The organism is Nocardioides ganghwensis, from assembly GCF_014779655.1.
In the GTDB taxonomy this organism is placed as follows: domain Bacteria; phylum Actinomycetota; class Actinomycetes; order Propionibacteriales; family Nocardioidaceae; genus Nocardioides; species Nocardioides ganghwensis.
The window spans coordinates 103379-115100 of the sequence record NZ_JACXYX010000010.1; the positions used below are offsets into that span (position 1 = coordinate 103379).

The 11722-nt window shown below is 72.1% G+C and carries 14 protein-coding genes; 10 read left to right on the forward strand and 4 right to left on the reverse strand.

Going from position 1 to position 11722, the window contains the following annotated elements:
• Positions 1 to 8 precede the first annotated feature (8 nt).
• A complete protein-coding gene (locus IEZ24_RS13610) occupies positions 9 to 938 on the forward strand; it encodes a phosphotransferase (protein WP_129454405.1) in 930 nt (309 codons plus the stop codon).
• 13 nt (positions 939 to 951) lie between these two features.
• Here IEZ24_RS13610 and ypfJ read toward each other — a convergent pair whose 3' ends face one another.
• Positions 952 to 1878 (reverse strand): KPN_02809 family neutral zinc metallopeptidase, encoded by a 927-nt coding sequence (gene ypfJ / locus IEZ24_RS13615; protein WP_129454403.1) that lies wholly within the window; start codon positions 1876 to 1878, stop codon positions 952 to 954.
• Between the two features lie 110 nt (positions 1879 to 1988).
• On the opposite strand from ypfJ, the gene IEZ24_RS13620 reads away from it, so the two are divergent.
• The 4 genes from IEZ24_RS13620 (at position 1989) to IEZ24_RS13635 (ending at position 6713) form a co-directional block, all read left to right on the forward strand.
• Positions 1989 to 3587, forward strand: coding sequence for an ABC-F family ATP-binding cassette domain-containing protein (locus IEZ24_RS13620; RefSeq protein ID WP_129454401.1), 1599 nt, complete (start codon positions 1989 to 1991; stop codon positions 3585 to 3587).
• A 29-nt stretch (positions 3588 to 3616) separates the two neighbouring features.
• Positions 3617 to 4402, forward strand: coding sequence for an enoyl-CoA hydratase/isomerase family protein (locus IEZ24_RS13625; RefSeq protein WP_129454400.1), 786 nt, complete (start codon positions 3617 to 3619; stop codon positions 4400 to 4402).
• 81 nt (positions 4403 to 4483) lie between these two features.
• On the forward strand, positions 4484 to 6370 hold the full coding sequence (locus IEZ24_RS13630; protein WP_318151925.1) for an ABC transporter ATP-binding protein: 1887 nt from the start codon (positions 4484 to 4486) through the stop codon (positions 6368 to 6370).
• A gap of 43 nt (positions 6371 to 6413) precedes the next feature.
• Positions 6414 to 6713: an SDR family oxidoreductase gene (locus tag IEZ24_RS13635; protein ID WP_242498424.1), complete on the forward strand. Its 300-nt coding sequence runs from the start codon at positions 6414 to 6416 to the stop codon at positions 6711 to 6713.
• Here IEZ24_RS13635 and IEZ24_RS13640 read toward each other — a convergent pair.
• Positions 6657 to 7577 carry an SURF1 family cytochrome oxidase biogenesis protein gene (locus tag IEZ24_RS13640; RefSeq protein WP_129454396.1) on the reverse strand — a complete coding sequence of 307 codons (921 nt, stop codon included), beginning with the start codon at positions 7575 to 7577 and terminating at the stop codon, positions 6657 to 6659. The genes IEZ24_RS13635 and IEZ24_RS13640 overlap by 57 nt on opposite strands.
• Positions 7578 to 7646: 69 nt before the next feature.
• Here IEZ24_RS13640 and moaA point away from each other — a divergent pair, with 69 nt between their 5' ends.
• Together moaA and IEZ24_RS13650 are read left to right on the forward strand one after the other, a co-directional pair.
• Positions 7647 to 8636: a GTP 3',8-cyclase MoaA gene (moaA, locus tag IEZ24_RS13645; protein WP_129454395.1), complete on the forward strand. Its 990-nt coding sequence runs from the start codon at positions 7647 to 7649 to the stop codon at positions 8634 to 8636.
• On the forward strand, positions 8633 to 9076 hold the full coding sequence (locus IEZ24_RS13650; protein WP_129454393.1) for a hypothetical protein: 444 nt from the start codon (positions 8633 to 8635) through the stop codon (positions 9074 to 9076). The genes moaA and IEZ24_RS13650 overlap by 4 nt, the downstream gene beginning before the upstream one ends.
• 43 nt (positions 9077 to 9119) lie before the next feature.
• Here the strand turns inward: IEZ24_RS13650 and IEZ24_RS13655 are convergent, their stop codons facing one another.
• Positions 9120 to 9323, reverse strand: a complete 204-nt coding sequence (locus IEZ24_RS13655) for an acetone carboxylase (protein ID WP_129454391.1) — start codon at positions 9321 to 9323, stop codon at positions 9120 to 9122.
• A gap of 177 nt (positions 9324 to 9500) precedes the next feature.
• Positions 9501 to 9791 (reverse strand): DUF3099 domain-containing protein, encoded by a 291-nt coding sequence (locus tag IEZ24_RS13660; protein ID WP_129454389.1) that lies wholly within the window; start codon positions 9789 to 9791, stop codon positions 9501 to 9503.
• A 61-nt stretch (positions 9792 to 9852) separates the two neighbouring features.
• Between IEZ24_RS13660 and IEZ24_RS13665 the strand changes: the two genes are divergently transcribed.
• The 3 genes from IEZ24_RS13665 (at position 9853) to fabI (ending at position 11686) form a co-directional block, all read left to right on the forward strand.
• A complete protein-coding gene (locus tag IEZ24_RS13665; RefSeq protein ID WP_129454388.1) occupies positions 9853 to 10065 on the forward strand; it encodes a dodecin in 213 nt (70 codons plus the stop codon).
• A gap of 67 nt (positions 10066 to 10132) precedes the next feature.
• A complete protein-coding gene (gene fabG, locus IEZ24_RS13670; RefSeq protein WP_165356038.1) occupies positions 10133 to 10870 on the forward strand; it encodes a 3-oxoacyl-[acyl-carrier-protein] reductase in 738 nt (245 codons plus the stop codon).
• Between the two features lie 45 nt (positions 10871 to 10915).
• Positions 10916 to 11686: an enoyl-ACP reductase FabI gene (gene fabI, locus IEZ24_RS13675; RefSeq protein ID WP_129454387.1), complete on the forward strand. Its 771-nt coding sequence runs from the start codon at positions 10916 to 10918 to the stop codon at positions 11684 to 11686.
• The last annotated feature ends 36 nt before the right edge of the window (positions 11687 to 11722 follow it).

Here is an 11722-nt window from a genome sequence, read left to right on the forward strand (position 1 = left end):
TCACCACCATGGACGGGTCCGCCGCGACGGCCTGGCAGCCGGAGCCGGGGTGGCAGCGCCTCCCGGGGGCAGGGCCGGCCACCGTCGGGCTGTGGTCCGCGCAGATGGGCGGTCGCGACGTCGTCGTGAAGCGGCTCGCGCGCCCCGACCCGTACGACGCCCGTGGCCCGCTGGCGCCCGCCGACGTGAACTACTGGCGGCGTGCTGCCGACGTCGCCCTCAGCGGCGTCGTCGCGGACTCGCCCGGGCTCCGCGAGGCGCCGGTGGTGCGGGTCGACGAGGACGACGAGGGCCTCACCCTGGTCCACGTCCGGGTGGAGGCCGACGACGCTCCGGGCCTCTGGCTGGCCGCCTGCCTCGGGCGGTTCGCCGCGGCCGACCTCGGCACCCACCCCTGGCTCGCGCGCGACCAGCTCCGCAGCCGGCTGGCGCTGGTGGAGCGCCGCGGCGGCTGGCGCACCCTCGCGCGCACGCCGATGGCCGACATCGCCGACCACCTCTGGCGGCACCGGACCGTGTGGCTGGACCGGTGCGACGCGTTGCCGCAGGTGGCACAGCACGGCGACCCGTCCGCCGCCAACATCCCCGGACGGGTGCCCGGCGGCGAGGGCGCGATCGCCATCGACTGGGCCCACCTGGGTCGTGGCCCGGTCGGGGCTGACCTCGGCTACCTCTCCCTCGCCACCCGCGAGGACGTCGAGCCGCTCGTCGAGGCGTACGTCGACGCGCTGCCGGCCGGCCTGGCCTCACCCGACGAGGTGGTGACGGGCGCGCGCGTGATGGCCGTCTACACCGCCCTCACGCGGCTGGACTGGGCGCTGGCCCGGGTCGCCGACGGGGAGGGAGCGCTGGCGGGCAAGTTCCGCCACCCGAGCGTCGCTCCCTACATCTACGCCATGCAGCGCCAGGTCGGGCACATCGAGGCGCTGCTGGCCTGAGCGCCGGCCCGGGTCAGAGCTCGCTGGCGGAGAAGGTGTCGCACGACTCGAGCGTGCCCTCCTCGTAGCCGCGGCTGAACCACCCCATCCGCTGCTCCGACGAGCCGTGGGTCCAGCCGTCGGGGTCGACGCCCTGCCCGGACTTCTGCTGGATGCGGTCGTCGCCGACGGCCTTGGCGGAGTCGAGCGCCTCGGCGATGTCGCCGTCGTCGAGGGTGAGCAGCTCGCTGTCCTCGGCGTAGGCGGTCCACATGCCGGCGTAGCAGTCGGCCTGCAGCTCGAGGCGTACGGCGTCGGAGTCGGCGCCCTGCTGGGTGCGGACCTTGCCCATCGTGCCCATCAGGTTCTGGATGTGGTGGCCGTACTCGTGGGCGAGGACGTAGGGCTCGACGAAGTCGCCGCCCTGGCCCCCGAGCTGCTGCTCGAGCACTTGGGGGAAGAACGTGGTGTCGAGGTAGATCTGCTGGTCACCGGGGCAGTAGAAGGGGCCGACCTGCGAGGTCGCCTGACCGCAGGCAGTGTCGACGCCGCCGGCGAAGGTGTTGATCGTGGACGGCTGGAACTGGACGTCACCCTGCTCGGGCAGGGTCTCGCCCCAGTAGTCCTCGAGCGAGACCGCGACACCGAGGCGGGCGCAGTCGGGGTCGTCGTCCGCGTCCGCGCCGGTCTTGCAGTTGGCGTAGCGCTTGTCGCCGGTGTCGATGCCCTCGGGCTGGGTCTGCGAGCCGGAGCCGCCGGGACTGGGCAGGCCACCGCCTCCACCCACGCACTGCGTCAGCACGACGAACAGGATGATGATGATGAGGCCTCCGATCCCGCCGCCGGCCCGGGTGCCGCCGGGGATCGGGATCCGCATCCCGCCACCACCGCCACCGCCGCCGCTGCCGCCGACGTCGCGGACGCGGCCACCGCTGATGTCTGCCTTCGGGTTGAAGCGCATGGGAGTCGCCTTTCCGCGGATCTGGGGGGCTGGGGGAGCCTTTGCGCACAGTAGCGCGAACGCCGCCGATGGGGCTCTCGGAGCCACCCCTTCGTAGGATGGCGCCCGAGATGATCACCGCCCAGAAGCTCGAGGTCCGAGCCGGCGCGCGGCTCCTCATGGAGGACGTCACCTTCCGCATCGCCGCAGGCGACAAAGTGGGCCTCGTGGGGCGCAACGGCGCCGGCAAGACGACCCTCACCCGCATCCTCGCCGGCGAGGGCCAGCCCGCGTCCGGGCAGGTCCTGCGCAGCGGCGAGGTCGGCTACCTGCCCCAGGACCCGCGCGTCGGCGACCCCGAGGTCATCGCCCGCGACCGGATCCTGTCCGCGCGCGGCCTCGACGAGGTCGTACGCCGCCTGCGCGAGGCCGAGGTCGACATGGCCAGCGAGGACCCGAAGGTCCACGAGCGCGGGATGAAGCGGTGGACGCGCGCCGACGCCGAGCTGCACGCCGGAGGCGGGTACGCCGCGGAGTCCGAGGCCGCGCAGATGGCCGCCGCGCTCGGCATCGAGGAGCGCCTGCTCGCCCAGCCGATCGGCACGCTGTCCGGAGGCCAGCGCCGTCGCGTCGAGCTCGCCCGGATCCTGTTCTCCGGCGCGGAGATCATGCTGCTCGACGAGCCCACCAACCACCTCGACGCCGACTCGATCGTCTGGCTGCGCGACTTCCTCAAGGCACACCGCGGCGGCTTCGTCGTGATCAGCCACGACAACGCGCTGCTCGAGGCGACGGTCAACAAGGTCTTCCACCTCGACGCCAACCGGGCCGTCATCGACGTCTACAACATGGGCTGGCACAACTACCTCACCCAGCGCGAGGACGACGAGAAGCGGCGCAAGCGCGAGCGCCAGAACGCCGAGAACAAGGCGAAGGTCCTCACCGACCAGGCCAACAAGATGCGGGCCAAGGCCACCAAGGCGCAGGCCGCGCAGTCGATGCTCAAGCGCGCCGAGAAGATGATGGCCGGCATCGAGTCCGAGCGTCAGGCCGACAAGGTCGCGCGCATCGCGTTCCCGGAGCCGGCCCCGTGCGGCAAGACGCCGCTCATGGGCACCGAGCTGTCGAAGTCCTACGGCTCGCTCGAGGTCTTCACCGCCGTCGACCTCGCGATCGACCGCGGCAGCCGCGTCGTCATCCTCGGGCTCAACGGCGCCGGCAAGACCACGATGCTGCGCATCCTCGCGGGCGTCGACCAGCCCGACACCGGCGAGGTGGTCGCGGGCTACGGCCTCAAGATGGGCTACTACGCCCAGGAGCACGAGACCCTCGACGTCAACCGGACCGTGCTGGAGAACATGCACAGCGCCGCACCGGAGCTGACCGACACGCAGGCCCGCTCCGTGCTGGGGTCGTTCCTCTTCTCCGGCGACGACGCCCACAAGCCCGCCGGCGTGCTGTCCGGTGGGGAGAAGACCCGCCTCGCCCTGGCGATCCTCGTCGTGTCGAGCGCCAACGTGCTGCTGCTCGACGAGCCCACCAACAACCTCGACCCGGCCTCCCGCGAGGAGGTGCTGCACGCGATCCGCAGCTACACCGGGGCGATCATCCTGGTGACGCACGACGAGGGAGCCGTACGGGCGCTCGACCCCGACCGGGTGCTGCTGCTGCCCGACGGCGACGAGGACCTCTGGAGCGACGAGTACGCCGACCTGGTCTCCCTCGCCTGAGGTTACCGACGGGTAGTAACCTCGCGCCCATGACTCCCGAAGACCTCGCCGCCGTCGGCCTCCGCCTCGACATCGACGGCCAGGTGGCCACGGTGACCCTCGACCGTCCCGAGGTCCGCAACGCGCAGACTCCCGCGATGTGGATCGCGCTGGGCGAGATCGGCCGCACGCTGCCGCACGACGTCCGGGTCGTCGTGGTGACGGGGGAGGGGGAGACCTTCTCCGCCGGGCTCGACCGGGCCATGCTCGACCCGTCGACGGCCGGCCAGGAGAGCGTCGTCGGCCTGCTGGCGCTCAGTGACGACGAGGCCGCCGCACGCATCGACGAGTTCCAGGGCGGCTTCACCTGGCTGCGCGACCCGCGCTTCGTCTCGATCGCCAAGGTGCGCGGCCACGCCATCGGCGCCGGCTTCCAGCTCGCCCTGTCGTGCGACCTCCGGGTGGTCGCCGACGACGCCAAGTTCTCCATGAAGGAGTCGGCCCTCGGCCTGGTGCCCGACCTCACCGGCACCAAGCCCCTGGTCGAGCACGTCGGCTACGCCCGGGCGCTGGAGATCTGCGCCACCGCGCGGGTCGTGCCCGCCGAGGAGGCGGTCCGCATCGGGCTGGCCACTGCATCGGTGCCCTCCGCCGACCTCGACGCGGCGGTCGCCGACCTGGCCGCCGCCCTGGTCGCCCCGATGCCCGGCGTCGTGGCCGAGACCAAGACGCTGCTCCAGGGGGCGGCCGACCGCGACCTCGACGAGCAGCGCCGGCTCGAGCGGGAGGCGCAGGTACGCCGCTTCCGCGCCGTGGCGGCCGCCCTCGCGGACTGATCGTCGTACCCCTCAGGAACACTGGGGTCCACCGGGGCGTTCTGCCTGGGTCGGACGGGCAGAGGGAGAAGACGTATGTCGATGGGACCGGGGGCAGGTGGCCCTCCGTGGCGGTTCCTGCGCAGCGACCGGAGCGTCATCGACAACAAGATCGAGCGCCAGACCGTACGCCGGGTCCTGGGGTTCGCCCGACCGCACCGGCGCCTGATCACCGCGTTCCTCGCGGTCACGGTCGTCGACGCCGCCCTCGTGGTGGCTCCGCCGCTGCTGCTCAAGGCGATCATCGACGACGGGGTCCGCACGGGCGACGTCTCGCTGGTGGTCTGGCTCGCCGCCCTCGTCGCCGTCGTCGCGGTGGTCGACGCGGGTTTCGGGCTGATCACCGGGTGGCTGTCCAGCCGCATCGGTGAGGGATTGATCTACGACCTGCGCACGCAGGTGTTCGCGCACGTCCAGCGGCAGTCGCTCGCCTTCTTCACCCGGACGCAGACCGGCGCGCTGGTGAGCCGCCTCAACAACGACGTGATCGGCGCCCAGCGCGCCTTCACCTCGACGCTCCAGGGCACGGTGTCCAACATCATCGCCGCCGTCGTGGTGGGCGTGACGATGCTGTTCCTCAGCTGGCCCGTCACGGTGCTGTGCCTCGCGCTCTTCCCGATCCTGCTGGTGGCCTCACGCCTGGTCGGCGCGAGGCTGGCCGACCTGTCGCGCCAGCAGATGGACGGCAACGCCGACCTCGGCAACGCCATGACGGAGCGGTTCAACGTCGGCGGCGCGATGCTGCTCAAGCTCTTCGGACGGCGCGAGGCCGAGGACGTCGCCTACGCCCGCAAGGCCGCGGTCGTGCGCGACCTCGGCGTGCGCATATCGCTGCTGACCCGGATCTTCTTCGCGGCCATGACGCTGGTGCCGCAGCTGGCCACGGCGCTCGTCTACGGCATCGGCGGCTGGCTGGCCATCCGCGGGGACCTGTCGGTCGGCACGATCGTCGCGCTCGGAGTGCTGCTCACCCGGCTGCTCGGCCCCCTCCAGGGCCTCTCCAACGTCCGCATCGACGTGATGACTGCGCTGGTCAGCTTCGACCGGGTCTTCGAGGTGCTCGACCTGCCGTCGCTCATCCGCGAGAAGCCCGACGCGGTCGTCCTGCCTCCCTCCGCCTCCCGGCTCGAGTTCGACCACGTCGCCTTCACCTATCCCCGGGCCGACGAGATCTCCCTCGCCTCGCTGGAGACGGTGGCGCGCACCGAGTCCCGCGACACGGGCCGCGTGCTGCACGACGTCACCTTCACCGCCGAGCCCGGGCAGATGGTCGCCCTCGTCGGGCCGTCCGGCGCCGGCAAGACCACGGTCACCCACCTCGTCGCGCGCCTCTACGACGTCGAGTCGGGTGCGGTGCGCGTCGGCGGCCACGACGTCCGCGACGTCACGCTCCAGTCGCTGGAGGACGTCGTCGGCTACGTCACCCAGGACGCGCACATGTTCCACGACACCATCCGCGCCAACCTGCTCTACGCCCGTCCGGACGCCGTCGAGCCCGACATCTGGGCGGCCCTCGAGGCCGCGCAGATCGCGGCGCTGGTGCGGGCCCTGCCCGACGGCCTGGACACGGTCGTGGGCGACCGGGGCTACCGGCTCAGCGGCGGCGAGCGGCAGCGCCTGGCGATCGCGCGGCTGCTGCTCAAGGCGCCCGCCGTCGTCGTCCTCGACGAGGCGACCGCGCACCTCGACAGCGAGTCCGAGGCCGCGGTCCAGCAGGCGCTCGACGCCGCGCTCGAGGGGCGTACGTCCCTGGTCATCGCCCACCGGCTCTCCACCGTGCGCAACGCCGACCTGATCCTCGTCCTCGACGACGGTCGCGTCGTCCAGCAGGGCACCCACGCCGAGCTGCTGGCCGCCGGCGGGCTCTACGCCACCCTCCACGCGACCCAGTTCCGCGAGGCGAGGACCGAGTCCACCATCGCTGGTTAGGTTGGGCGCCTGGACCTCCAGCTGACGCGGAGGTGCGTGGGTCGTGCTCTCGGGCCGCCCCCAGGAGTCGCTGGGGCTGCGTCCGCGCCTCGCGATGGTCGCCAAGACCCTCGCCGACGAGCTGGGCCCGCGCGGCGTACGGGTCAACGGCCTGCTGCCGGGCCGCATCGCCACCGGTCGGGTGGCCGAGCTCGACGCCACGGCCGGCGCGACGATCCCGCTCGACCGCTACGGCGAGCCCGAGGAGTTCGGGGCGGTCGCGGCCTTCGTGCTCTCGCCGGCGGCGTCATTCCTGACGGGCGTGATGCTCCCGGTCGACGGCGGTCTCCTCCGCGCCCACTGACCGGTCGCCCGGCTCGTCCCCCGGCTCCGCGCCCGAGTCGAGCCGCTCGCGCAGGGTGCGGCGCCGCGCCCGCGCGGGCTCGACCCGTCCCGGGGCGGTGCGCTCGGGGGTCTGTGCCTGGTTGTTCCCCCAGGGGCCGCGCCCGCCGCGCCACTCGTCGTAGATGAGGTAGAAGAACCCGAAGATCGCCAGCGCCCCGAAGAACCACCACTGGAGGCCGTAGAAGAAGTGCGGACCCTCGTCGAGCTCGGGCAGCTCGACAGGCACCAGGGGCGTCTCCGGCTCGGGGGACTCCGAGCGCAGGTCCACCCAGCCGCCGAGCACCTCGCGGCCGAGGGCCTCGCCGATGCGTCGGCTGTCGACGGCGCGGGTCGACCGGTCGGCGACCTCGGTGCTGTCGCCCTCGGCGTCGCGGCGCACCCACCCGGTCACGGTGACCTCGCCCGCCGGCGGCGCCGGCACGTCGGCGGTGGTCGCGCCCCGGTTGTCCGTGGCGTACCAGCCGCGGTCCACCAGCAGGCTGGTGCCGTCGGCCAGCTCGAGCGGGACGACGACGTCGACGCCGGCGGCGCCCTCGCGGGTGCGGTAGCGCACGATCACGGTGTCCTCGACCGCGTAGGTGCCGGTGGCCTCGACGATGCGCCACTCGTCGGCGAGGGCGACGTCCCGCCCGGGCGCCAGCACCTCGGCGACGGGGGCCGGGCCGGACTCCTCGTTGCGCTGGATGATCTCGTTGCGTTCCTGGCGGTCCTCGAGGCGGTGGAACTGCCATTCGCCGAGCCGCCAGGCGACCCAGGCCAGCGCGACGACGACGAGTGCGAAGACGATCCAGCGGCGCGAGAGCAGGAACCGCAGCTTGTGCACGCGTCGAGGCTATCCGGCGCTTCCTGAGCGTACGGCGGGTGCCTCGGGCCCGCTCGTTAGACTGTGACAGTGACGACACCGCTGGCAGACCGCTTCGGACGCGTGGCCACGGATCTTCGTGTCTCGCTGACCGACCGCTGCAACCTCCGCTGCAACTACTGCATGCCCGCGGAGGGCCTGGACTGGCTGCCCACCGACCAGACGCTCACCGACGACGAGGTCGTCCGGTTGATCACCATCGGCGTCGAACGCCTCGGCATCCGCGAGGTGCGCTTCACCGGCGGCGAGCCGCTCCTGCGCCGCGGCCTGGTCGACATCGTGGCCCGTACGCACGCGCTCGGCGTGGAGACGTCGCTGACCACCAACGCGCTCGGGCTGTCCCGCACCGCGCAGGCCCTCGCCGACGCCGGGCTCGACCGGATCAACGCCAGCATCGACTCGGTGCGTCCGGAGACCTTCGCGACGATCACCCGTCGCGACCGCCTCGCCGACGTGGTCGCCGGCCTGGAGGCCGCGAAGGCCGCCGGGCTCGGTCCGTTGAAGCTCAACGCGGTGCTGCTGCGCGGCACCAACGACGACCAGGCCGCCGAGCTGCTCCGCTGGAGCGTCCAGCACGGCTACGAGCTGCGGTTCATCGAGCAGATGCCGCTCGACGCCCAGCACGACTGGAGCCGGGCCGAGATGGTGACCGCCGACGAGATCTTCGACGCGCTGTCGGCCGAGTTCACCCTGACGCCCCACGGGCAGCCGCGGGGGAGCGCGCCCGCCGAGCTGTTCGACGTCGACGGTGGCCCGGCGACCGTGGGCATCATCGCCTCGGTCACCCGCCCGTTCTGTGGCGACTGCGACCGCGTCCGCCTCACCGCCGACGGCCAGGTGCGCAACTGCCTGTTCGCCCGCGAGGAGTCCGACCTCCGTACGGCGCTGCGCTCCGGTGCCGGTGACGAGGAGATCGCCGAGCGATGGGTGATCGCCATGCGCGGCAAGCGCGCCGGGCACGGGATCGACGACGTGACCTTCCTCCAGCCCGACCGGCCCATGTCCGCCATCGGGGGATGAGCGAGGTCGACCCCGCACCGGCACCGTTCAGCTCCTGGTTCGGCCCGATCCCCCCGTGGAGGTTCGCGATCTTCGCGGCTGTCGGGACAGCTGCACACCTCGCCCTGCCCCACGTGCTCGAGGAGGCGGAGATCCGCCCTCTCCTGCTGGTCGGCGTCCTCGCCGGCGGCACCGCACTGGGCGTCCCGATGGGGCGCCACGACGCACGGCGGTCCCTGCGCCCCCGCAGGCCTCACCGTGCCGGCCTCCCCGGCGCCGGCACCATCATGGTCGGCCTCACCGGCACGGCGCTGGTCCTCGCGCAGACGCTGTCCGACGCCGTCGCGGTGCACCTGCCCCTGGTGCTGGCGGCCATCGGTGCTGCGGGAGCCGGCGGCGCGTGGACGCGGGACCGCTCCATCCGCCGGATCAGTCGCTCGTGCGGCAGATCGCGCCCCTGAGACGCGAGTGCGGAGGCCGGAACCGCCGCACGTGCGGCGGCAGTCAGCCCGCCGGAGAGTGTGGAACGACGTCCTTCAGGAACCCTCGCGCCCCGAGGAAGTCCGAGAGCGAGGAGCGGTGCTCGTCGCACGCGAGCCACGACTTGCGGCGCTCGGGGGTGTGGATCTTCGGGTTGTTCCACTGCAGGTCCCACACGGCGTCGGCCTGGCAGCCCTTGGCCGAGCAGATGTCGCGGTCGAGGTCCATCGACGTCCTCCTCCGGGCGTACGTGGTGCAAAGAGAAGTGCCGGACAGCCACGGGGGGAAGCTGTCCGGCACTTCGACGCTGACGCAGACGGGGGATGCTGCGCTCGCAGTAAAGATCATTCCATGGGACTGGGTGAAAACCAAACTTTAGACACGGCCGTGTCGGGCGGTATTTCCTCAGTCTTCGTCGCTGCGAGCCGTCAGTTCGTGTGCCCCGGCGCCGTCAGGAAGCCTGAATCCGTCGTCGCGCTGGTTCTCGGCGTTGGCGACGACCACCGCGAGGAAGGGGAGGAACACGGCTGCGGCCACCAGGATCCACCGCAGCACCCCGTCCCCGACGAACACGGCGGCCAGGAAGCAGACGGTGCGGATGGTCATCGAGATGGCGTAGCGGCGCTGCCGTGTGCGCATGTCCTCGGCCGCGCTGCTGCGGGCCGTCGTGATGCGCACAGCGTCGGACTTGGCCATGCCTCGAGTGTACGTCGCTAGGCTCAACCGACCACGTGCAGCGTCGAGCAGGAGGAACCCCATGTCCAACCGCACCTACCGCGTCACCGAGATCGTCGGCACCTCGCCGGACGGCATCGACCAGGCCATCCGCAACGGCATCGAGCGCGCCGGCCAGACCCTCCGCCACATCGACTGGTTCGAGGTGACCCAGATCCGCGGCCAGGCCAAGGACGGCTCGGTCGAGCACTTCCAGGTCGGGATGAAGGTCGGCTTCCGCCTCGAGGACGAGTGACTCCGGGACACCCCTGTGCGGCGAGGCCGTTTCGGCATACCCTCCGGTAATCACTAGCGTCGGGAGCGTGAGCCAGATTCCCGGATCCAGCGCCCCCTCCGAGCCCCGTTCGGTCCTCGTGACCGGCGGCAACCGCGGCATCGGCCGTGCGATCGCCGAGGCGTTCATCGCCCAGGGCGACAAGGTGGCCGTCACCACCCGCACCGGCGGGGCGCCCGAGGGTGCCCTCGACGTGCGTTGCGACATCACCGACCCGGACGCCGTCGAGGCGGCGTTCAAGCAGGTCGAGGAGGCGCACGGCCCGGTCGAGGTGCTGGTCGCCAACGCCGGCATCACCAAGGACACCCTGCTGCTGCGGATGAGCGAGGACGACTGGTCGTCGGTCATCGACACCAACCTCACCGGCACGTTCCGGCTGGCCAAGCGGGCCGCCAAGGGCATGCTGCGACTGCGCCGGGGCCGGATCATCCTGATCTCCTCCGTGGTCGGCCTGCTCGGCTCCGCCGGACAGGTCAACTACGCCGCGTCCAAGGCCGGCCTCGTCGGCATGGCGCGCTCGCTGGCCCGCGAGCTCGGCAGCCGCTCGATCACCACCAACGTGGTCTCGCCGGGCTTCGTCGAGACCGACATGACCGACGTGCTGACCGACGACCAGAAGGCCGCGATCAAGACGCAGGTCCCGCTGGGCCGCTACGCCTCGACGGCCGAGGTCGCCTCCGCCGTCACCTGGCTCGCGTCCGACGGCGCGGCGTACGTCACCGGGGCCGTCATCCCGGTCGACGGCGGCCTCGGCATGGGCCACTGACTCCGACCACCTGACGGCCCCCGGGTCACACGAAGGGACACACTCATGGGAATCCTCGACGGCAAGCGCATCCTCGTCGCCGGCGTGACGATGGACAGCTCGATCGGCTTCGCGACCGCACGCGTCGCGCAGGAGCAGGGTGCGACCGTGCTCATCTCCAACTTCGGCCGCGCCCTCGGCATCACCAGGCGGATCGCCAAGCGGCTGCCGCAGGAGGCGCCGGTGCTCGAGCTCGACGTCACCGACGAGGCCCACCTCGCCGGCCTCGCCGACCAGGTGCGCGAGCACGTCGACGGCCTCGACGGCGTCGTGCACTCGATCGCCTACGGCAACCCGGAGACCCTGCTCGGCGGCAAGTTCATGGACGGTCCCTGGGAGGACGTGGCCCAGGCCGTGCAGGTCTCGGCCTACTCCCTCAAGTCGCTCGCCGTCGCGACCAGGCCGCTGCTCTCGCGCGGTTCGTCCATCGTCGGGCTGACCTTCGACGCCACCACCGCGTGGCCGGCGTACGACTGGATGGGCGTGGCGAAGGCCGCGCTGGAGAACACCAGCCGCTACGTCGCCCGCGACCTCGGCCCGGAGGGGATCCGCTGCAACCTCGTCTCAGCCGGCCCGCTGAAGACGCTGGCCGCGAAGGCGATCCCGGGCTTCGAGGACCTCGAGTCGGCGTGGAAGGACCGCGCCCCGCTCGGTTGGGACGAGTCCGACCACACGCCGACCGCGCAGGCCGTGGTGGCGCTGCTGAGCGACTTCTTCCCGGCGACCACCGGCGAGATCGTCCACGTCGACGGCGGCTTCCACGCCATGGGACTCTAGGGGCCTGTGGGCAGCGGGCCGGCCTTCGGTAGTTTC

Excerpts from the sequence above, each read along its gene's own strand:
- ypfJ (WP_129454403.1), bottom strand. The coding sequence starts at position 1,878 with ATGCGCTTCAACCCGAAGGCAGACATCAGCGGTGGCCGCGTCCGCGAC.
- IEZ24_RS13655 (WP_129454391.1), bottom strand. The coding sequence starts at position 9,323 with ATGGACCTCGACCGCGACATCTGCTCGGCCAAGGGCTGCCAGGCCGAC.
- IEZ24_RS13625 (WP_129454400.1), top strand. The coding sequence starts at position 3,617 with ATGACTCCCGAAGACCTCGCCGCCGTCGGCCTCCGCCTCGACATCGAC.
- IEZ24_RS13650 (WP_129454393.1), top strand. The coding sequence starts at position 8,633 with ATGAGCGAGGTCGACCCCGCACCGGCACCGTTCAGCTCCTGGTTCGGC.
- IEZ24_RS13630 (WP_318151925.1), top strand. The coding sequence starts at position 4,484 with ATGGGACCGGGGGCAGGTGGCCCTCCGTGGCGGTTCCTGCGCAGCGAC.
- IEZ24_RS13610 (WP_129454405.1), top strand. The coding sequence starts at position 9 with ATGGACGGGTCCGCCGCGACGGCCTGGCAGCCGGAGCCGGGGTGGCAG.
- IEZ24_RS13665 (WP_129454388.1), top strand. The coding sequence starts at position 9,853 with ATGTCCAACCGCACCTACCGCGTCACCGAGATCGTCGGCACCTCGCCG.
- IEZ24_RS13620 (WP_129454401.1), top strand. The coding sequence starts at position 1,989 with ATGATCACCGCCCAGAAGCTCGAGGTCCGAGCCGGCGCGCGGCTCCTC.
- IEZ24_RS13660 (WP_129454389.1), bottom strand. The coding sequence starts at position 9,791 with ATGGCCAAGTCCGACGCTGTGCGCATCACGACGGCCCGCAGCAGCGCG.
- fabI (WP_129454387.1), top strand. The coding sequence starts at position 10,916 with ATGGGAATCCTCGACGGCAAGCGCATCCTCGTCGCCGGCGTGACGATG.